This window comes from Novosphingobium colocasiae (assembly GCF_014652555.1).
Taxonomy (GTDB): domain Bacteria; phylum Pseudomonadota; class Alphaproteobacteria; order Sphingomonadales; family Sphingomonadaceae; genus Novosphingobium; species Novosphingobium colocasiae.
Genome location: NZ_BMZA01000006.1, coordinates 1 through 17,851, shown reverse-complemented (window position 1 = coordinate 17,851; position 17,851 = coordinate 1). Strand labels below are relative to the sequence as shown.

At 67.4% G+C, this 17,851-nt stretch carries 17 protein-coding genes; 8 read left to right on the top strand and 9 right to left on the bottom strand.

The window, feature by feature from the left end; all coding sequences use genetic code 11:
• Positions 1-394: 394 nt before the first annotated feature.
• The 3 genes from argC to IE122_RS09785 are packed head-to-tail and all read right to left on the bottom strand — an operon-like array spanning position 395 to position 3,170.
• Complete coding sequence (gene argC, locus IE122_RS09795) at positions 395-1,330, bottom strand: N-acetyl-gamma-glutamyl-phosphate reductase (RefSeq protein ID WP_189620992.1); 936 nt, start codon at positions 1,328-1,330, stop codon at positions 395-397.
• A complete protein-coding gene (locus IE122_RS09790; protein WP_229813983.1) occupies positions 1,327-1,755 on the bottom strand; it encodes an SH3 domain-containing protein in 429 nt (142 codons plus the stop codon). The genes argC and IE122_RS09790 overlap by 4 nt, the downstream gene beginning before the upstream one ends.
• A 14-nt stretch (positions 1,756-1,769) precedes the next feature.
• The gene (locus IE122_RS09785; RefSeq protein ID WP_189620991.1) at positions 1,770-3,170 is read right to left on the bottom strand and encodes a leucyl aminopeptidase family protein; all 1,401 of its coding nucleotides are present in this window, start codon (positions 3,168-3,170) and stop codon (positions 1,770-1,772) included.
• A gap of 83 nt (positions 3,171-3,253) precedes the next feature.
• Between IE122_RS09785 and IE122_RS09780 the strand changes: the two genes are divergently transcribed.
• The gene (locus IE122_RS09780) at positions 3,254-4,039 is read left to right on the top strand and encodes a DUF3298 and DUF4163 domain-containing protein (protein ID WP_229813981.1); all 786 of its coding nucleotides are present in this window, start codon (positions 3,254-3,256) and stop codon (positions 4,037-4,039) included.
• A 37-nt stretch (positions 4,040-4,076) separates the two neighbouring features.
• Positions 4,077-4,904 carry a type I methionyl aminopeptidase gene (map, locus tag IE122_RS09775; protein WP_189620989.1) on the top strand — a complete coding sequence of 276 codons (828 nt, stop codon included), beginning with the start codon at positions 4,077-4,079 and terminating at the stop codon, positions 4,902-4,904.
• On the opposite strand, the gene IE122_RS09770 is transcribed toward map, so the two are convergent.
• Positions 4,898-5,662, bottom strand: a complete 765-nt coding sequence (locus IE122_RS09770) for a helix-turn-helix transcriptional regulator (protein ID WP_229813980.1) — start codon at positions 5,660-5,662, stop codon at positions 4,898-4,900. The two genes, map and IE122_RS09770, sit on opposite strands and share 7 nt — an antisense overlap.
• Positions 5,663-5,766: 104 nt before the next feature.
• Here IE122_RS09770 and IE122_RS09765 point away from each other — a divergent pair, with 104 nt between their 5' ends.
• Positions 5,767-6,540: a class I SAM-dependent methyltransferase gene (locus IE122_RS09765; RefSeq protein ID WP_189620987.1), complete on the top strand. Its 774-nt coding sequence runs from the start codon at positions 5,767-5,769 to the stop codon at positions 6,538-6,540.
• A 101-nt stretch (positions 6,541-6,641) separates the two neighbouring features.
• On the opposite strand, the gene IE122_RS09760 is transcribed toward IE122_RS09765, so the two are convergent.
• The 5 genes from IE122_RS09760 to IE122_RS09740 all read right to left on the bottom strand — a co-directional run bounded on the left by IE122_RS09760 (position 6,642) and on the right by IE122_RS09740 (position 11,336).
• A complete protein-coding gene (locus IE122_RS09760) occupies positions 6,642-7,892 on the bottom strand; it encodes an adenosylmethionine--8-amino-7-oxononanoate transaminase (protein ID WP_189620986.1) in 1,251 nt (416 codons plus the stop codon).
• A complete protein-coding gene (bioD, locus tag IE122_RS09755; RefSeq protein ID WP_189620985.1) occupies positions 7,889-8,536 on the bottom strand; it encodes a dethiobiotin synthase in 648 nt (215 codons plus the stop codon). The genes IE122_RS09760 and bioD overlap by 4 nt, the downstream gene beginning before the upstream one ends.
• Before the next feature lie 7 nt (positions 8,537-8,543).
• A complete protein-coding gene (locus IE122_RS09750; protein ID WP_229813978.1) occupies positions 8,544-9,296 on the bottom strand; it encodes a methyltransferase domain-containing protein in 753 nt (250 codons plus the stop codon).
• A complete protein-coding gene (locus IE122_RS09745; protein ID WP_189620983.1) occupies positions 9,293-9,916 on the bottom strand; it encodes an alpha/beta fold hydrolase in 624 nt (207 codons plus the stop codon). The genes IE122_RS09750 and IE122_RS09745 overlap by 4 nt, the downstream gene beginning before the upstream one ends.
• A gap of 256 nt (positions 9,917-10,172) precedes the next feature.
• A complete protein-coding gene (locus tag IE122_RS09740; protein ID WP_189620982.1) occupies positions 10,173-11,336 on the bottom strand; it encodes an aminotransferase class I/II-fold pyridoxal phosphate-dependent enzyme in 1,164 nt (387 codons plus the stop codon).
• A gap of 149 nt (positions 11,337-11,485) precedes the next feature.
• On the opposite strand from IE122_RS09740, the gene adh reads away from it, so the two are divergent.
• The 5 genes from adh to IE122_RS18360 form a co-directional block, all read left to right on the top strand.
• A complete protein-coding gene (adh, locus tag IE122_RS09735; protein ID WP_189620981.1) occupies positions 11,486-13,006 on the top strand; it encodes an aldehyde dehydrogenase in 1,521 nt (506 codons plus the stop codon).
• 133 nt (positions 13,007-13,139) lie between these two features.
• The gene (locus IE122_RS09730) at positions 13,140-13,604 is read left to right on the top strand and encodes a DUF779 domain-containing protein (RefSeq protein ID WP_189620980.1); all 465 of its coding nucleotides are present in this window, start codon (positions 13,140-13,142) and stop codon (positions 13,602-13,604) included.
• 59 nt (positions 13,605-13,663) lie between these two features.
• A complete protein-coding gene (locus tag IE122_RS09725) occupies positions 13,664-14,839 on the top strand; it encodes an FIST N-terminal domain-containing protein (RefSeq protein WP_189620979.1) in 1,176 nt (391 codons plus the stop codon).
• A gap of 144 nt (positions 14,840-14,983) precedes the next feature.
• Positions 14,984-17,152 carry a hybrid sensor histidine kinase/response regulator gene (locus IE122_RS09720; protein WP_229814011.1) on the top strand — a complete coding sequence of 723 codons (2,169 nt, stop codon included), beginning with the start codon at positions 14,984-14,986 and terminating at the stop codon, positions 17,150-17,152.
• Positions 17,153-17,557: 405 nt separating this feature from the next.
• A partial coding sequence (locus tag IE122_RS18360) for a hypothetical protein (protein WP_229813977.1) occupies positions 17,558-17,851 on the top strand: 294 nt, incomplete at its 3' end.

Below are 17,851 nucleotides of genomic sequence, written 5' to 3'. Positions count from 1 at the left end.
CATCCGATGCCCTTTGCGCGGCAGGCCATCGGTCGCTTCCAATCAAACTCTCCAGCGAACCCCATCAAGAATCGTGCCAACGGGGTAAACGTCTTCGTAGGACTTTTGCGCACTTGCGAAAAGCCCGGAATCGCTGATTCCGGAAATCGTCCGGGGCTTCGGAATGCGGAATTCGGCGCTTCGGCAAAGTGTGCTGGTCAATAATCAGGCAGGCGCTGCCCGTTATTTGGGCAAGTTGCGGCCCGGCACGAAAAAACGGCCCGCGCTGCCCATTCGGGGGCGGCGGGGCCGTTGAAGTCAGGGGGTATCGATGGAGTAACGCGCACTCACGCGAATCGGTTCCCGGCGTCGAGTCGCGGTTCGTGCGATCGGCCTCGGGCGAGTGCGCGTAGGGTCAGAGACGCAGGCCGGCGGTCTCGTCGAGCCCGGCCATGAGGTTCAGGTTCTGCACTGCAGCACCGCTGGCACCCTTGCCGAGATTGTCGAGCGTGGCGATCAGCCGGGCTTGCGAGCCGTCCTTCGCCCCGAACACCCGCAGCACCAGCGCATCGTTGGGCTCCATCGATGCGCGCATCAGCAATTCGTCCGGCTTATCCTCTTCGACACGCACGATCGGGCTGCCGGCGTAGCACTCCACAAGCGCGGCGCGCAGCACGTCGGGCGCGGCGGCCTGGTGTCCCCCCGCCCGCATTGCTTCCAGATGAAGCGGGGCTTCGACGATCATGCCGCGATGCGCTGCCACCACGGCGGGGGCGAACAGCGGGGCCAGGGCAAGGCCGGTGTGGACCTGCATTTCGGGCACGTGCTTGTGCCCCATGCCCAGGCCATAGGCGCGATAGGCGATGTCGGTATCGTCCTCGAAGCGGGCGATCAGCGCCTTGCCGCCGCCCGAATAGCCCGACGTCGCATGGCAGACATAGGGCCAGGATGCCGGCAGCAGCCCGGCGGCGACCAGCGGCCGCAGCAGGGCGATGAAGCCGGTGGGATAACAGCCGGGATTGCTCACCCGCCGGGCGTTGGCGACGGTTTCGCGGCCGACCGCCTCGGGGAAGCCGTAAGTCCAGCCGATCGCGGTGCGGTGCGCGGTGGAGGCATCGATGACGCGGGTGCGATCGTTGCGGATCATCGCCACCGCCTCGCGCGCGGCATCATCGGGCAGGCACAGAATGATAAAGTCGGCGTCGTTGATCGCCTCGGCGCGGGCGGCATCGTCCTTGCGCCGCTCGTCGTCGAGCGCGATCATCGTGAATTCGGAACGACCCGCCAGCCTTTCGGCGATTTCAAGCCCGGTGGTGCCGGCCGCGCCGTCGATGAAGACGCTGGCGGTCATGCGGTGCTGCCGTCAGCGATCAGCACCGCCATCGGCAGGTAGCCGACAAAGCCGTCCTCGCCCTCCTGGCCCCAGGCCCAGCCACCGGCGATGTCGAGCACGTTGAACACCGTGCCCGCAGGAAGTTCGCAGATCTGTGCCGCATCGGTTCGCGCGGCGGCAAGCAGGCCGCTCGGCACCGAGAGCGCGTGCGGCATCGGCACCGCATAGTGCGGGACGAAGCAGATACCGGCGAGCTTGATGTGGGCCAGATCGCCGCGCACGGGCAAGTGGCCCGGTTCCGCCTTCGCGCTGGGACCGGTCATCGCGAGCATGCCGTCGATCCGGGCAGGCCCGGCGTTCACAGCAGGGCGGATATGCGAATCCTCAAGGGCCAACGCGGTCAGGTCTCCGAAGCAAAAGATGGGCGCGCTTAGCTGGGGCATGGCGGTTTCGCAAGTTAGCCCTTCGCGTAACGCCGTTGCAGCATGTGCCACGCGGCGCGCAGGCCCAGCGCATCGCCGCCCTTGGGCCGGCCCGGCTTGGCGGCGGGACGCCAGGCAAACGTATCGAAGTGGGCCCAATCGATCCCTTTGGGGACGAACCGGTCCATGAACAGGGCGGCGGTGACCGCACCGGCAAAGCCCCCGCTGCCGGCGTTGTTGATATCGGCAATGTCCGATTTCAGCATCTCGCGGTAGCCGTCGAACAGCGGCAGCCGCCAGCACGGATCGTCCGCCGCCGCGCCGCCGTCGAGCAGGGCCTGCGCGGTGGCATCCTCGCGCGCGAACAGCGCCGGCAGGTCCGGGCCCAGCGCGACGCGGGCGGCACCGGTCAGTGTTGCGAAGTCGATCACCAGATCGGGCAGCTTGCCGTCCGCCCCTTCGCCCGCGCGGGTCAGCGCATCGGCCAGCACGAGCCGGCCTTCGGCATCGGTATTGCCAACCTCCACCGAAATGCCGGCGCGGCTTTTCAGGACATCGCCGGGGCGGAAGGCATTGCCCGCCACCGCGTTCTCCACGGCGGGCACCAGCAGGTGCAGCCGCACCGGAAGCTGCGCGCCCATCACCAGCCGCGCCAGTGCCAGCGCATGGGCCGCGCCGCCCATGTCCTTCTTCATCAGCAGCATCGCCGAGGAGGGCTTGATATCGAGCCCGCCGGAATCGAAGCACACCCCCTTGCCGATGATCGCGAGGCGGGGGTTCTTCGCATCGCCCCATTCCAGTTCGATCATGCGCGGGGCGTGCGCCCGCCCGGCGGCGCGGCCGACCATCTGGACCATGGGAAACTCGCGCTCGAGCAGATCGCCCCGGGTAATCCGCACCTGCCCGCCGAACGCCTTGCCCAGCGCTTCGGCCTCGGCTTCGAGCTGGCCCGGCCCCATGTCCTCGGCCGGGGTGTTGACGAGATCGCGGACCAGTTCGATGGCCTCGGCCTCGGCGATAGTCGCGTCGATGGCGCGGGGCTCGCCGGTCAGCAGGATGCGCGGGGCATCGTCGGCAGCATCGGACTTGTAGCGATCGAAGCGGTACTGGCCGGTGATCCAGCCCAGCATCGCCGCCCCCGGTTCACCTCCGGCGCGGCGATAGGTGCCGCCGGGCAGGACATCGGCCAGCCGGGCCATGCACCAGCTTGACAGCGACGCCGCATTGGCGACCCCGGCGGCCACTGCCCAGCCTTCGCCATCGGGGAACACCGCATGCGTGTAGCCATCCGCCGCGAACTTCTGCGCCTCCAGCGTGGCGCGCTGGGCGGGCGTGCGATCCTTCAGGAAGGCTTCGAGCCCGTCCTTGTCGACGAGGTGGATCGCCGTGGCCTTCTGGCCGCGATCGGGTTGGATCAACGCGTTCTTGTCGCTCATGGCCGCACTCTCTACCTTGGATGGCAGCAAGGCGAGAGGAAAATGCGATGCGCAATGGCGGATGGATCCTGGCAGCGGCCCTGATGGCTGCGTCCTGCGGCGGCGGCACTGCGCCCTCGGCGGGCGGCAGCACGGCTGCGGCAACCGAAACCGCCGCTGCCGTGCCCGAACCCGCAGCGCCACCGGCACCGGCGGCGGCTGCGGTCAAGGTCGCGGAGAAGAGCGACCTCCTGGAATTCTCGTTCGCCTATCCGGGCGCGGCGGCGGCGATCCCCGCGCTCAAGGCGCAGCTCGACAAGCAGCTCGCCGCCGCCCGCAGCGAAGCGACCGATACCGCGCGCGAAGACAGCAAGAGCGCCAAGACCGACGGCTATCCCTTCAACCCCCACTATTACGATGCCACCTGGCAAGTCGTCACCGACCTGCCCGACTGGCTCTCGCTCTCGGCCGAGATCGCCACGTACACCGGCGGCGCGCACGGCATGGCGGTTCCCGATACGCTGCTGTGGGACAAGTCCGCCGGGGCCGCGCGCCAGCCGCTCGACCTGTTCACCTCGAAAGAGGCATTGCGCAGCGCGACGCAGAGCGCGTTCTGTGCCGCGCTCGACAAGGAACGCGCCAAGCGGCGGGGCGCGCCGGTCGATCGGGCCAGTGGCGAGATGTTCACCGAGTGCATCGATCCGGTGGCGCAGACGGTGATCCTGGGCTCCTCAAACCATCGCACCTTCGACCGTATCGGCTTCCTGATCGCGCCGTATGAGGCGGGGCCATATGCCGAAGGCAGCTATGAAGTGACGCTGCCGGTGAGCGACAAAGTGATGGCCGCGCTCAAGCCGCAATATCGCGGTGCATTCTCGGTGTTGCGATGATCTCGCAATTCAGACGCAAACTCGCTATGTCGGCGCGATGACCGAATACCAGATCGTTGATTCCGCCGATGAAACCGTGCTGCGCGACGGCACGATCAAGCTCCACGGGCCCGAGGCATTCGAAGGCATGCGCCGCGCCGGGCGGCTGGCCGCCGAGATCCTTGACGCCATCACGCCGATGATCGTCCCCGGCGTGACGACCGCCGAAATCGACGACAAAGTGCGCGAAATGACGCTGGCCGGCGGTGCGGTGCCCGCCACCATGGGCTATCGCGGCTATGCCCATTCGTGCTGCACCTCGATCAACCACGTGGTCTGCCACGGCATTCCGGGCGAGAAGTACCTCAAGGACGGCGACATCATCAATGTCGACGTGACGCCGCTGCTCGATGGCTGGCACGGCGATTCGAGCCGGATGTATCTGGTCGGCGATGTCGCGCTCAAGGCGCGGCGGCTGGTCGATATCACATACGAGTGCCTGATGATCGGCATCGGGATGGCAAAGCCGGGCAACCGCATCGGTGATATCGGCGCGGCGATCCAGGCCCATGCCGAAAAGCAGCGCTATGGCGTGGTCCGCGAATTCTGCGGTCATGGTCTCGGCCGGTTGTTCCACGACGCCCCCGAAGTGGTCCACGCCGGACGCGCCGGCACCGGACCGCTGATCAAGCCGGGGATGTTCTTCACCATCGAGCCGATGATCAACCTCGGCAAACCGCCGGTGAAGATGCTGTCCGACGGCTGGACGGCGGTCACCCGCGACAAGTCGCTGTCTGCCCAGTTCGAACATTCGATCGGCATCACCGAGGACGGCTGCGAAATCTTCACGCAGAGCCCCGCCGGGCTGCACAAGCCGCCTTACTGAAGCGGCTGCTCCAGCGGCTGAAGGAACACCAGCCGGAAATCGTCGCGCTCGGCCCCGGTCAGGGTGTGCTGGGTGAAATGGAGCAGGCCGCGCTCGGGATGAAGGAATGCGCGCGGGCCGCCATCGTGGGCCTGCACATCCTGCCCGTGCCAGCTCTCGCGAAAGGCGTCGCTATGGGCGAGCAGCCAGTCCACCGTCGCGGCCACGCGCGGATCGCCCATGGCGCGGCCGTAGTCGCGGCGAAATTCGGCCAGCACCCGCTGCGCCCGCACCCCCCAGTCCGGCAGCAGCGTGCGCGCGGCGGGATGGGTGAAGACGTAACGCAGGAGATTGGGCGGGCTGGACGAAGGGTCGAACAGGCCGACGAACAACGCTCGCGCCGCCGCGTTCGGGGCGCAGACCGACCACGCGGGATCGAGCACATAGGCCGGCCACTGCAGCGCCCCTGCGGCAACCGCCAGCGCCGCCGGGGCATCGCTGCCGGGGCCGGCCGGAGCACGCTCGGGATCGCCGCGCCCGGCCAGCGCGAACAGATAGTCCCGCTCTCCGGCAGAGAGGCACAGGGCACGGGCGAGGCGCGAGAGCGTTTCGGCGGCGGGGCGGATGTCACGGCCCTGTTCGATCCAGGCGATCCAGGTGGTGCCGATCCCGGCGCTCTGCGCCAGCTCCTCGCGGCGCAGGCCGGGGGTGCGGCGGCGGCGGGACGGACCCTGCGGGGCCATCCCTTCGCGCCGGGCGCGCACGAAGGCGCCCAGCATGCGGCGTTGTTCGTCTGACGGCATGGGTGCGCTTATAACAGGATAACTTGGTCCATTGTAACAGGCTTATGGCGAAGGCATCAGGATGTCCAAGGAGAACCGCAATGACCACCCCGTCCCCCCATCCGTCCCAGCACAGCCTGGCCGACAGCCGTTTCGGCAGCGTTGGTGCCCGCTATGTCACCAGCGCGGTGCATGCCTCCGGTGCCGATCTCGACCGGATCGCCGCCCGCGCCGCCGCCGCGCGCCCGGTCCGTGCGCTCGATCTGGGGGCGGGGGGTGGTCATGTCGCCTATGCCATGGCCCCCCATGCCGGCAGCGTCGTGGCCTGCGACCTGTCGGCGGCGATGCTGGAGCAGGTGGAGGTCGAGGCAGCGCGCCGCAGCCTCGGCAACATCGAAACCACCGGTGCCGCGGCCGAGGCGCTGCCTTTTGCCGATGGCGCGTTCGACATGCTGGCCTGCCGCTTTTCGACACATCACTGGCGCGATGCGCCGGGCGGCCTGCGCGAAGCGCGCCGGGTGCTGCAGCGCGGGGCCCCGGCCACGTTCGTCGATGTCGTCGCCCCCGGCCCGGCTCCGGCCGATTCCCACCTGCAGGCGGTCGAACTGCTGCGCGATACCAGCCACGTGCGCGATTACAGCGCGGCGCAGTGGCTCACCATGCTGGAGATGACGGGCTTCGCGGTGGAGGCGATGGTGCCCTCGCGGCTGCGCATGGATTTCGCCGACTGGACCGATCGCATGCGCACCAGCACGGTAAACCGTGCCGCGATCCGCGCGCTCCAGACCGACGCCCCGCGCGAGGTGGCCGATCACTTCGCGATCGAACCGGACGGGTCATTCACGATCGACGTCCTGCTGATCGAGGCGCGCTGAGGCGAAAGGCAGGTATCCCCCGTCTTTGTCTTTGCTTCAACCACTTCGCGGTTTCGCAATGACGATCAAAAGGCGTGGGTCCGGAGAAGGGGCTCCCGGTATCAGAAACTGATGACCGCCTCGCCGATGGCGTTCCACACGTCCGCCAGTTGATCGTCGGTGATGCAGTAGGGCGGCATGACGTAGACGGTATTGCCCAGTGGCCGCAGCAGCACGCCGCGCTCGGCGAAGAACGCCATGAGGCGGGGCGCAAGGTCGTTCATGTAGCCGGGGCGATCGGTGTTGAGGTCTATCGCCGCAATCGTGCCGCACTGGCGCGGGTTGGAGAAGTGGCAAAAATCTGCCAGTTTTGCCATCCATTCGCCCTGCTTGCGGGCCAGCGCCGCCACCCGATCGAGCACCGGTTCCTCGCGCCACAGGGCGAGGTTGGCGGCTGCCGCCGCACAGGCGATCGGGTTGGCGGTGTAGCTGGAGGAATGGAAGAACATCCTTGCCCGGTCGGTCGATAGGTGCGCCTCCCAGATCGGCTCGCTGGCCATGGTCACCGCCAGCGGCATCGATCCACCGGTCAGCCCTTTGGACAGGCACAGGATATCGGGGACGATCCCGGCCTGTTCGCAGGCCAGGAGGGTGCCGGTGCGGCCCCATCCGGTCATCACCTCATCGGCGATGAACAGCACCCCGGTTTTTGCGCAGATGGCCTGCATCGCGCGCAGGGTTTCGGCCGGGTAGACCAGCATGCCGCCCGCGCCCAGCACCAGCGGCTCGACGATCAGCGCGGCGGCATCGGGCTGCCGGCACAGCGCTTCGAGCGCGTCGAGCGTGGCCTGTTCGCGCCCCGCCGCCGGGAACGGAATGCGCGCCACATCGAACAGCAGCGGATCGTAAGGCGCGTTGAACACGCCGCGCGCGCCGATCGACATCGCGCCGATGGTATCGCCATGGTAGCTGTGCTCCATCACGATCACGCGATGGCGCTTGCCCCCATTCCAGTGCCAGTAACCCAGCGCCATTTTGAGTGCGACTTCGACGGCGGTCGATCCGCTGTCGGAAAAGAACACCCGGGTCAGGCTCTCGGGCATCAGCGCGCGCAGCCCGGCGGCGACCTGTTCGGCGGGTTCGTGCGTCCAGCCGGCGAAGATCACCTGATCGAGCCTCTGCGCCTGCGCGGCGATCGCGGCCATGATCGCGGGGTGGCAGTGGCCGTGCGTGGTGACCCACCAGGACGAGATCGCATCGATGAAGCGGCGGCCGTCAGCGGTGTGCAGCAGCGCGCCTTCGCCGTGCGTGACGTTGGGGATCGCCTCGCCCAGGCCGTGCTGGGTGAACGGGTGCCAGATCGCCGAACTCATGCGGCGAAGTCTTCGGTTCGAAAGCCGGCCGCGAATGCCTGCGCCAGCGTCTCGGGGGTCAGCGGATTGAGACGCGGCAGGCGGCCCAGCCGGCGCACGCCGCCCATGGCGCAGATCGTCGCCTCGCTATCCTCCACCGCCTCGCCGACGAAGGCGACGCCGAGCAGCGGCACGCGGCGGGCACGCAGCGCCTCGATCGACAGCAGCGTGTGGTTGATGGTGCCCAGCGCTGTTCGCGCCACCAGCACCACCGGCGCGTCCCAGGCGGCGAACTGATCGGCATAAGTACGGCTTCGCGACAGCGGGACCAGCACACCGCCCGCGCCTTCGACCACCAGCGGCCCCGCCACGTGCGGAAGCGCGAGGCGGGCCGGGTCAATCGTCACCGCGTCGATCTCGGCGGCGCGGTGCGGCGAACAGGGTGTCGCCAAGCGATAGGCTTCGGGCAAGATATGGTCACGCGGCAGCCCGGAGAGGTGCGCGACCCGCTCGGCATCGGTGCCGTCGTCGTCGATGCCTGCCTGCACCGGTTTCCAGTAGAACCCGCCCAGCGCGCCCGCCAGCGCAGCAGCGAATACGGTCTTGCCGATACCGGTATCGGTGCCGGTGACGGTGACGATGATCGGGCGGGGGGTGGCGTGCATGGGGCGATCAGGTAGCGCGTTGCAGGTGGCAGGTCACCACCTCGTATGTCGCGATGGCACCTGCGGCCTCGAACCGGCGCATCACCCGGCGCAGCGCTGCGGGTGGTAGCGGACGATGGTTGCCGCGCGCGGTCCCGGCACCGATGTCCTTCAGCGCATGCAGGAACCCGCGCGCATCGGCGTGGCGTTCGGCGTGGAGCGCGGTGGTAACGGTCACGCCGGACAGTGCGGCGAATGCGCCGATGGTGGGGAAGGTCGGGGTGCCGGCTTTCAGCCCCTCGGCGGCATGGGCGGCACGCCATTCGGGGAATGTCCCAGCCCCCAGCGTGGTGACCAGGCAGTGCCCGCCGGGCGCCAGCCAGCCCGCCATCCGCGCCAGCGCAGCCGGGCCATCGTCGAACCATTGCAATGCCAGGCTGGAGCAGACCAGATCGAACGGGGCATCGGCGGGCGCGCCGTATTCGCCGTCGAGGGTGGCGAAGCGGCGCTCCGGTCCTTCGCCGACGCGGGCCTTGCAGCGTTCGACCATCGCTGGGGCCAGATCGGTCACCTGCCAGCGGCCGCCGATCCCGCGTGCGATCAGCGCCTGCGTCAGGAAACCGGTACCGCAGCCGAATTCGAGCACGCGCGGCTGCGGCGGCAGGGGAAGGGCGGCGATCCGGTCAGCCAACGCTTCGGCCACATCGCGCTGCACCCGCGCCTGTCCGTCATAATCGCGGGCATGGGCAAAGGCGCTGGCGATGCGGGCGTGATCGATCACGAAGCCAGCGCTCCGGCGAAAGCGCCGATTTGCTGCGCACACCATGCGGAGTGCGTGAGCGGCAGCATGTGGCCGGCGTCGGGATGCTCGCGCCGCTCCAGCGGGGTCCCGGGGAATTGCGCGGCGCGGGTATCCGGATCGAGCAGATGGTCGCGCCCGCCCTCCAGCGACAGCACCGGGACGGTCGGCGTAGGCGCGGTGCCGTCGCGCAGCATGACAAGGTCATCGCGCAGCATTGCCGCGTCAATCGGAGGAATCGCATCGGTCACGCCGCAACCGGCGCGAAACTGGCGCAGGACGCGCGCGGGATCGGCGTCGAAGCCCGCCAGCATCTGCGCGATGACCCGGCGGGGAACGCCCGGCCCGGCCTCGGACCGCGCAAATCGCGAGAACCCGTTGATCGCGACGACACCTGTCAAGCCTGCGGGCGGATCATTGAGCAATCGCATCGTCCCGAAGCTGTGGGTCACGGCGAGGAACGGGGCAGTGATTTCCGGGCGATGCTGCGCACAAAAATAGCCCCGATCGTCCACCGCGTGCTCGCCCTGCGGCAGCAGCGGGCGCAGAGCGTCCCAGAGATGGCGGTCGAAGCCCCAGCCGTGGAGGAACAGCAGGTTCATTGTGGCAGCGGGGTGTTTGGATGGCTTTGCACGCGGAGGCGCGGAGACGCGGAGAAAAGAAGGGTTTCGCGCAAAGGCGCAAAGGCGCGAAGGAGTAAAGCCGACGGCGAAGCCGTCTTTGACTTGAGGTCTTGCGGTCCGTTCAACGTGGAGGAATGGTAAGATGCCTGCGGCGCAGGTCTACGCCTTTGCGCCTTCGCGCCTTTGCGCGATCCGTCCCTCTTCTCCGCGTCTCCGCGCCTCCGCGTGAACCCCATCACAGGGCCGCCCCGATCGCCGCGACCAACGCATCGATGTCCGCCGCAGAATGGCCGGCACGCAGGGCGATGCGCAGGCGGCTGGTGCCGGGCGGGACGGTGGGCGGGCGGATCGCGCTGGCCAGCATGCCTTGTGCCTCAAGGCGCGCGGACAGCGCCAGCGCATCCTCCTCGGCACCGATGATCGCGGGCACGATCTGGGTGCTGGACGCGCCGTGATCGATGCCGAGCCCCGCCAGTCCGGTGCGCAGCCGATCGCCCAGCGCGGCAAGGTGCGCACGCTCAGCATCCATCGCGGGCACAAGATCGAGCGCGGCGTCGATCGCGCCGAATACGGCTGGCGGCGGGGCGGTGGTGAAGATGAAGCCGCTGGCCGCGTTGACGAGGTAATCGATCAGCACCCGCGATCCTGCCACATAGGCCCCGAACCCGCCCAGCGCCTTGCTGAAGGTGCCCATCACCAGATCGACCGCGCCCGGTACCGTGGCGGACAGGCCCGCGCCCTCAGGACCGAGAACGCCGGTCGCATGGGCTTCGTCGACATAGAGGAAGGCATCGTGCCGCGCGGCGATGGCGGCGAGACGGGCCATGTCGCAGCGATCGCCGTCCATCGAATAGACGCTTTCGACCAGCACGATCCGCGCCGGGGCATCCGCGCCCTTTTCGGCCAGCAGGGCATCGAGATGGTCGAGATCGTTGTGGCGGAAGCGGTGCTGGCGGGCCCCGGCCATGGCGATGCCGGCGTGCATGCTGGCGTGGGCGAGCCGATCGGTGAACAGCGCCGCGCCGGGCACGGCCGCGAGCAGCGCGGGGATCGTCGCGGCATTGGCCTGCCAGCCGGAAGCGAAGATCAGCGCCGCCTCGCAATGCTTGAACGCGGCGATGCGCGCTTCGAGGGCGAGCTGCTCGGTGCTTGTGCCGGTGACCAGCCGCGATGCGCCCGAGCCGGTACCCATCGCCGCCGTCCAGGCCTGCGCGCGTTCGGCCAGCAGCGGGTGGCGGGCGAGGCCGAGATAGTCGTTGCTGGAGAAATCGATCAGTGTTCGGCCGTCGCGCCTGATCCGGCCGCCGGGCAGCAGCGCGCCGGGGCGCAGCACGCGCCGCCGCCCCGCCCGGTCGATCCGCGCGAGCGCCGCTTCCAGCACGGAATCGAGCCTGCTCATCCGGCAAGGCCGGTATGGCATGACGCGTCTTTGCACAATGGCGCTTCGTCGCCGCCCGCCGCCTAAGCCCAAGGTACAATTGGCGCGCGCGCCCCGCAGGACCACAGTGCCGGCAGAAAAACCTGGCATTGCGAAATGGAGTCATGGGGATGCTGGAACAGGCAATGAGCAAATTCACCGGCGATTCGCTGATTCGCGAGACGTTCGACAATTTCATCGGCGGCAAGTGGGTCGCCCCCGTGCGCGGCGCCTATTTCGACAACGTCTCGCCGGTCACCGGGCAGGTCGTGTGCCGGGTGGCGCGCGGCACCGCCGAGGACATCGAGCTGGCGCTGGATGCGGCGCACGCGGCCAAGGATGCCTGGGGCAAGACCTCGACGATCGAGCGGGCCAACGTTCTGCTGCGCATCGCCGACCGCATGGAAGCCAACCTCGAGAAAATCGCGCTGGTCGAGACGATCGACAACGGCAAGCCGATCCGCGAGACGATGGCGGCGGACATTCCGCTGGCGCTCGATCACTTCCGCTACTTCGCATCGTGCGTCCGGGCGCAGGAAGGCTCGATCGCCGAGATCGACCACGACACCGTGGCTTATCACTTCCACGAACCGCTCGGCGTGGTCGGCCAGATCATTCCGTGGAACTTCCCGATCCTGATGGCGGCGTGGAAACTGGCCCCGGCGCTGGCCGCCGGCAACTGCGTAGTCCTCAAGCCCGCCGAGCAGACGCCGATGTCGATCCTGGTGCTGGCCGAACTGATCGCCGACATCCTGCCGCCGGGCGTGCTCAACATCGTCAACGGGTTCGGCATCGAAGCGGGCAAGCCGCTCGCCACCAACAAGCGGATCAGCAAGATCGCCTTTACCGGCGAAACCACCACCGGCCGCCTGATCATGCAATATGCTTCGGAAAACCTCATCCCGTGCACGCTGGAACTGGGCGGCAAGAGCCCGAACATCTTCTTCGCCGACGTGATGGCCGCCGATGACGATTATCTCGACAAAGCGCTGGAAGGGTTCGCGATGTTCGCGCTGAACCAGGGCGAGGTCTGCACCTGCCCGAGCCGCGCGCTGGTGCACGAATCGATCTACGATGCGTTCATGGAAAAGGCGATCAAGCGGGTCGAGGCGATCAAGCTGGGCAGCCCGCTAGATGCCGCGACGATGATCGGTGCCCAGGCTTCGAACGATCAGCTCGAGAAGATCCTGTCCTATATCCAGATCGGCAAGGACGAAGGTGCCAGGGTGCTGACCGGCGGCGAGCGGGCCATGCACGAAGGCGAGCTGGCGCAGGGCTATTACGTCCAGCCGACCGTGCTCGAAGGGCACAACAAGATGCGCATCTTCCAGGAGGAAATCTTCGGCCCGGTGCTGTCGGTGACGAAGTTTTCGAGCGACGAGGAAGCGCTGGAGATCGCCAACGACACGCTTTACGGCCTTGGGGCCGGCGTGTGGACCCGCGACGGGACCCGCGCCTATCGCTTCGGCCGGGGCATCCAGGCCGGCCGCGTCTGGACGAACTGCTACCACGCCTATCCCGCTCACGCCGCCTTCGGGGGCTACAAGCAGTCGGGCATCGGGCGCGAGACGCACAAGATGATGCTCGATCACTACCAGCAGACCAAGAACCTGCTGGTGAGCTACAGCCCCAAGGCGCTGGGTTTCTTCTGATCGCGCAAAACCTGCCTCCTTCTTACCGGACTGCCGCCGCTCCCTCTCCCTCAGCAACGCGGCGGGGGCGGGCCGGACATGGCGATGGGCGGTCTTGCGACCGTCCATCGCTTCGTTTCGTGAAGCAGGGGCGATGAGCGGCGATGTTCCGCTCCGGATTCTGGCCAGCGCCGAGGCGGAGCGCTGGATCGCCCGGCTGCGCGAGCGGCACGGGCCGCTGATGTTTCACCAGTCGGGCGGCTGCTGCGACGGGTCGGCACCGATGTGTTTCGTGGCCGGAGAATTTCGGGTCGGCGGGCAGGACGTGCTGCTGGGGCGGCTGACCGGCGATACCCCGGTGTGGATCGGGGCAGCCCAGTTCGAATACTGGCGTCATACCCAGGTCACTATTGATGTCGTGCCGGGCCGCGGCGCGGGGATGAGCCTGGAGGCACCCGAGGGCGTGCGCTTTGTCATCCGCAGCCGGGTGTTCACCGATGCGGAGTGCGCGGCACTCGAAGCCGCCGGCGAACCGCTGCGCGGCGACGCTCCGGCTGAGCCGTCCGATGGCCCGTCGGCCTCGGATTCGGCGCTTGGAGTGCAGCGGCCCCGGGGGTAAACCTGGGGTTTGAGACGGAGAGGCGCGCAGGCAAGCGGGCCGTCCCATCGGGAGAAGGCATGACCCTGCAAACGCAGATCACCGAAAGGCCGCTCATCACCTGTTCGGCGCACGCGACGGACCCGGTCGCGGCGGTCGCGGAGCTGCGCGCGGCGATCGGCGGGGCGGAGCTTGCCGGGGCCCTGCTGTTCTGCTCGCACACCTATCCGCGCGATGCCCTCGCCGCCGCGCTGAACGAAGGGCTGCCCGGGTTGCCGCTGATCGGCTGCACCAGCGCCGGCGAAGTGACCGATCGCGGCTATGACAGCGATAGCCTGGTGTTCATCGGCTTTCCGGCGCAGGATTTCTCGATCGCCGCGCTGCGCTTCGAGGCGCTCGATCATTTCGACGGCGAAGGGGCGCAGCGGGCGATCCGCCAGCTCGTCGCCTCGGCCCGGCTCGATCATGCCGCTTATGCCGATGAACTGTATCAGGTGGCGCTGTTCCTGGTCGATGGCCTGTCCCACCGCGAAGAGCTGCTGACGATGACCGCGCAGCACGCGCTGGGCGACATCAAGTTGATCGGCGGATCGAGCGGCGACGGGCTGTCTTTCCGCGAGACCGGGGTGTTCCACGAAGGGCGGTTCCACACCGATGCGGCGGTGATCGCGGTGCTGTCCAGCCGCCGCCCGCTGCACGTGTTCAGCGCCAACCACTATCGGCCCGGCCCCGCCAAGATGGTGATTACCGAGGCCGATGCCGAAACCCGCACGGTGTTCGAGATCAACGCCGCTCCCGCTGCCGAGGAATACCTGCGGCTGACCGGCAGTTCGGCCACCGCGCTCGACGCCCACTTCTTCGCCGCTTACCCGCCGATGGTGCGCACCGGCGGGCAGAGCCATGTGCGTTCGATCCAGTCGGCCAATCCGGATGGATCGCTGACCTTCTATTGCGCCATCGATACCGGGGTGGTGCTCAGCATCGGTGAGCCGGTCGATCGGCTGGTGCAGATCCGCGACCTGTTCGGGGCCTTGCGCGACACGGTGGGCAGCATCGATCACATCATCACGTTCGATTGCGTCCTCAACCGCATCGACGCCGAAGACCGGCAGATCGTGCGCGAAGTGTCGAAAGTCTATATCGAAAACCGGGTGATCGGGTTCAATACCTATGGCGAACAGTTCCTCGCCGCACATATGAACCAGACATTCAGTGGACTTGCGATAGGTCGCGCAAACCTGTCGCCAACCAGTTGAGCTTGACCCGGATGGTTGCAAAAGCCACCGGAACGAGAGGGCGTGAGGATGGGCGTGGTCGCAAAGACCCGGGATGCCGTGGATAAGGCGGGCGCAGTTGCTGTGACGCGCGGCCCTGTTGCGGAGGCCGGCGACGAGCTGGAAATGCTGCGCCGCCGGGTGGCGCAACTCGAAAAGATCAACGCGGTGCTGATCGACCGGGTCGAGCGATCGAGCGACATCCAGGGCAGCGCCTTTTCGATGTTCGAGACGGCGATCTCGCTCGAATCGATGGTCCGTGACCGCACCGTCGCGCTGGAAAACGCGCTGCAGCGGCTCAACGCCGCCAATGTCGAACTCGCGGCGGCCCATGCGGACGCCACGGCGGCGCGGGTCATGCTGCGCGATGCCATCGATTCGCTGGCGGATGGCTTTGCGCTGTTCGATACCGAAGACCGCATGGTCCTGTGCAACCGCGCGTTCCTGAAGATATTTCCCCATTTCGAAGGGCTTGAGGGCGAACAGCCGGAATTTGCCGAACTGGCGAGCCGGCTGGCGCAGGCCGGCGCGGCGGTGGGGTCGCGGATCGCGCCCGAACGCTGGCTCAACGACCGCCTGGCGCGGCACCGCCGGGCGGAGGGCGCGCATGTCCAGGCGCTGTCCGACGGGCGCTGGATCCAGATCAACGAGCTGCGCACCAGCGATGGCGGCACGGTGGGCATCTATACCGATATCACTTCGGTGAAGGCAGAGGATGCGCGGCAGCGCACGCTGGAACTGGCTGAGCGCAATCTGGCGCTGCAGGCCACGCTCGATACCCTGTCCGAAGGGGTCTGCCTGTTCGATCCGCAGCGCCGGCTGCAGGCCTGGAACGAAGGGTTGCTGGCCACGCTGGCGGTCGATCCGCGCGATCACAGCCGGGGCATCGATACCCACGCGGCGCTGGCCGCCTGGTGCCTCGACCGGCTTGGCCTCGACAATGCCGATGCCCTGGCCTGGCGCGAGGGTGCGGAGGCGCGGCGCGAATTCGCCTGCGTGATGGATGGCCGCCATTTCGTGGTCCGCTCGGTCCCGCTGTCGAACGGCGGCATGGTCTTCGCGTTCGACGATGTATCCGATCACATCCGCCTCCAGCGCTCGCTGACCGAAACCGCCGAGACGCTGGAAAAGCGGGTGGAACAGCGCACCGCCGAACTGGTCGAGGTCAACCGACAACTGGTCGAAGCCAAGAACGAGGCCGAAACCGCCAACCGGTCCAAGACCAGCTTCCTGGCCGCCGCCAGCCACGATCTGCTGCAGCCACTCAACGCCGCGCGGCTGTTCGTGTCGGCAATGGACGGGCATGCCTTGCCTGAACGGCCGCAGGCGCTGGTGCAGCAGGCCTCCACCGCGCTCGATTCGGTGGAGGACCTGCTCGAAGCGCTGTTCGAGATTTCGCGCCTTGATGCCGGCGCGATCCAGCCGGAGATCGTCCACGTCCCGCTCGGCTCGATCCTGAGCGCGCTGCGCATTGAATTCGCGCCGCTGGCGAGTTCCGGCGGGCTGGCCTTCACCGTCTCCGAAACCGCGGCATGGGTGCGCTCGGACCACCGCCTGCTGCGCCGCGTGCTGCAGAACTTCGTGTCCAACGCCATCCGCTACACCGAACAGGGGGCGGTCGATGTCGAGGTGAGCGTCGGCGAAGAGGAGGTCGTCGTCACCGTGCGCGACACCGGGCCGGGCATTGCGCCGCAGGATCGCGACGAGATTTTCGAGGAGTTCCGCCGCGTCGGCACCACCCGGGGCATTCCCGGCAAAGGGCTGGGGCTTGCCATCGTCCGCCGCGTCAGCGCCATGCTCGGCCACCCGATCGCGCTCGATACCGCGCCCGGCCGGGGTGCGGCCTTCTCGATCCGGCTGCCGAGTGTGGCGGCGGTGGAACGTCAGGACGACCTTGCCCCCGCCGCCCCCGGCGCGCGCGAAGGGGCGGGCGGGCTGGTGCTGGTGATCGATAACGATCCCGGCATCCGCAACGGCATGGAAGCGCTGCTGGAGAACTGGGGCCTCGACGTGGTGACCGCCGGCGGCCCGGACGACCCCGCCGCGCTGACGGCACTGGCGCAGCAGCCGACGCTGCTGATCGTCGATTATCACCTCGATGACGGGCTGACCGGTGCCCAGGCGATCGCCCGCCTGCGGGCGAAGGCGGAGCGTGCCATTCCGGCCATGGTCATCACCGCCGATCGCAGCGAACGCACCAAGACCGAACTGGCCGCACTGTCGCTGTCGATCCTCAACAAGCCGGTCAAGCCGGCCCGGCTGCGGGCGCTGCTGCGGCAGATGGAGGTGCTTTAGGGGGGGGCTTCGGATGGGGGGCGGGAAAGGGAGGGGACCGCAGGTTGCGACCAAGTCACGCCGTTTCGGTGCGGCCTCTGAAGCGTCGGCTTTCGCCGAAACGAGTCTTCCAGAAATTAAAGTCCCGCCGGTCTGCTACGCGCCCATTGCAGTCGTTTGGAGGGACAATTTCCAATCCCGCGATCGGACGCTGTTGCCACACAGGCCCTCGCAAACATGTGGCGGGGTTAGCTATGACGGCGATCGTCCGGCTCCGTTCCCAACGAGCCTTTCGAGCGAAGCGCGCATGTTGAGCAGCGAGAGAGACTACTGCACTGATGCAATTGAAAATCAACGCCCATGAGGTATTGAAATAGCGCTCACCTCGAGCGAGACTGCTCGGATCGAAGCTGGGGGGATTTGACGTTGAGTTTCAAGAATATCGCATTTGGATACGCCAGTGCCGAAGCCGAGCGATCAAATGACCCCGGATTGCTCATAGATGGGTATATTGACTATAAGAATGCTTCTGAGCAGGCCATAAGCGGATCACGATTTTTATTCCTTGGATATAAAGGGGCTGGGAAGTCTACAGTAGGAGAACATCTTCAGCTTCGACTGAAGGACGAATTCAATAGGTTTGTGAAGTACATCGTGCTTAGTGTCCCAAGTGAGGAGCAAACCCTCCGACTTCAGTCGGATGCTGGCTTCAGCCTTCGA

Excerpts from the sequence above, each read along its gene's own strand:
- IE122_RS09740 (WP_189620982.1), bottom strand. The coding sequence starts at position 11,336 with ATGAGCAGGCTCGATTCCGTGCTGGAAGCGGCGCTCGCGCGGATCGAC.
- IE122_RS09745 (WP_189620983.1), bottom strand. The coding sequence starts at position 9,916 with ATGAACCTGCTGTTCCTCCACGGCTGGGGCTTCGACCGCCATCTCTGG.
- IE122_RS09790 (WP_229813983.1), bottom strand. The coding sequence starts at position 1,755 with ATGCCCCAGCTAAGCGCGCCCATCTTTTGCTTCGGAGACCTGACCGCG.
- IE122_RS09785 (WP_189620991.1), bottom strand. The coding sequence starts at position 3,170 with ATGAGCGACAAGAACGCGTTGATCCAACCCGATCGCGGCCAGAAGGCC.
- map (WP_189620989.1), top strand. The coding sequence starts at position 4,077 with ATGACCGAATACCAGATCGTTGATTCCGCCGATGAAACCGTGCTGCGC.
- IE122_RS09770 (WP_229813980.1), bottom strand. The coding sequence starts at position 5,662 with ATGCTGGGCGCCTTCGTGCGCGCCCGGCGCGAAGGGATGGCCCCGCAG.
- adh (WP_189620981.1), top strand. The coding sequence starts at position 11,486 with ATGCTGGAACAGGCAATGAGCAAATTCACCGGCGATTCGCTGATTCGC.
- bioD (WP_189620985.1), bottom strand. The coding sequence starts at position 8,536 with ATGCACGCCACCCCCCGCCCGATCATCGTCACCGTCACCGGCACCGAT.
- argC (WP_189620992.1), bottom strand. The coding sequence starts at position 1,330 with ATGACCGCCAGCGTCTTCATCGACGGCGCGGCCGGCACCACCGGGCTT.
- IE122_RS09730 (WP_189620980.1), top strand. The coding sequence starts at position 13,140 with ATGAGCGGCGATGTTCCGCTCCGGATTCTGGCCAGCGCCGAGGCGGAG.
- IE122_RS09760 (WP_189620986.1), bottom strand. The coding sequence starts at position 7,892 with ATGAGTTCGGCGATCTGGCACCCGTTCACCCAGCACGGCCTGGGCGAG.
- IE122_RS09725 (WP_189620979.1), top strand. The coding sequence starts at position 13,664 with ATGACCCTGCAAACGCAGATCACCGAAAGGCCGCTCATCACCTGTTCG.
- IE122_RS09780 (WP_229813981.1), top strand. The coding sequence starts at position 3,254 with ATGGCTGCGTCCTGCGGCGGCGGCACTGCGCCCTCGGCGGGCGGCAGC.
- IE122_RS09720 (WP_229814011.1), top strand. The coding sequence starts at position 14,984 with ATGCTGCGCCGCCGGGTGGCGCAACTCGAAAAGATCAACGCGGTGCTG.
- IE122_RS09765 (WP_189620987.1), top strand. The coding sequence starts at position 5,767 with ATGACCACCCCGTCCCCCCATCCGTCCCAGCACAGCCTGGCCGACAGC.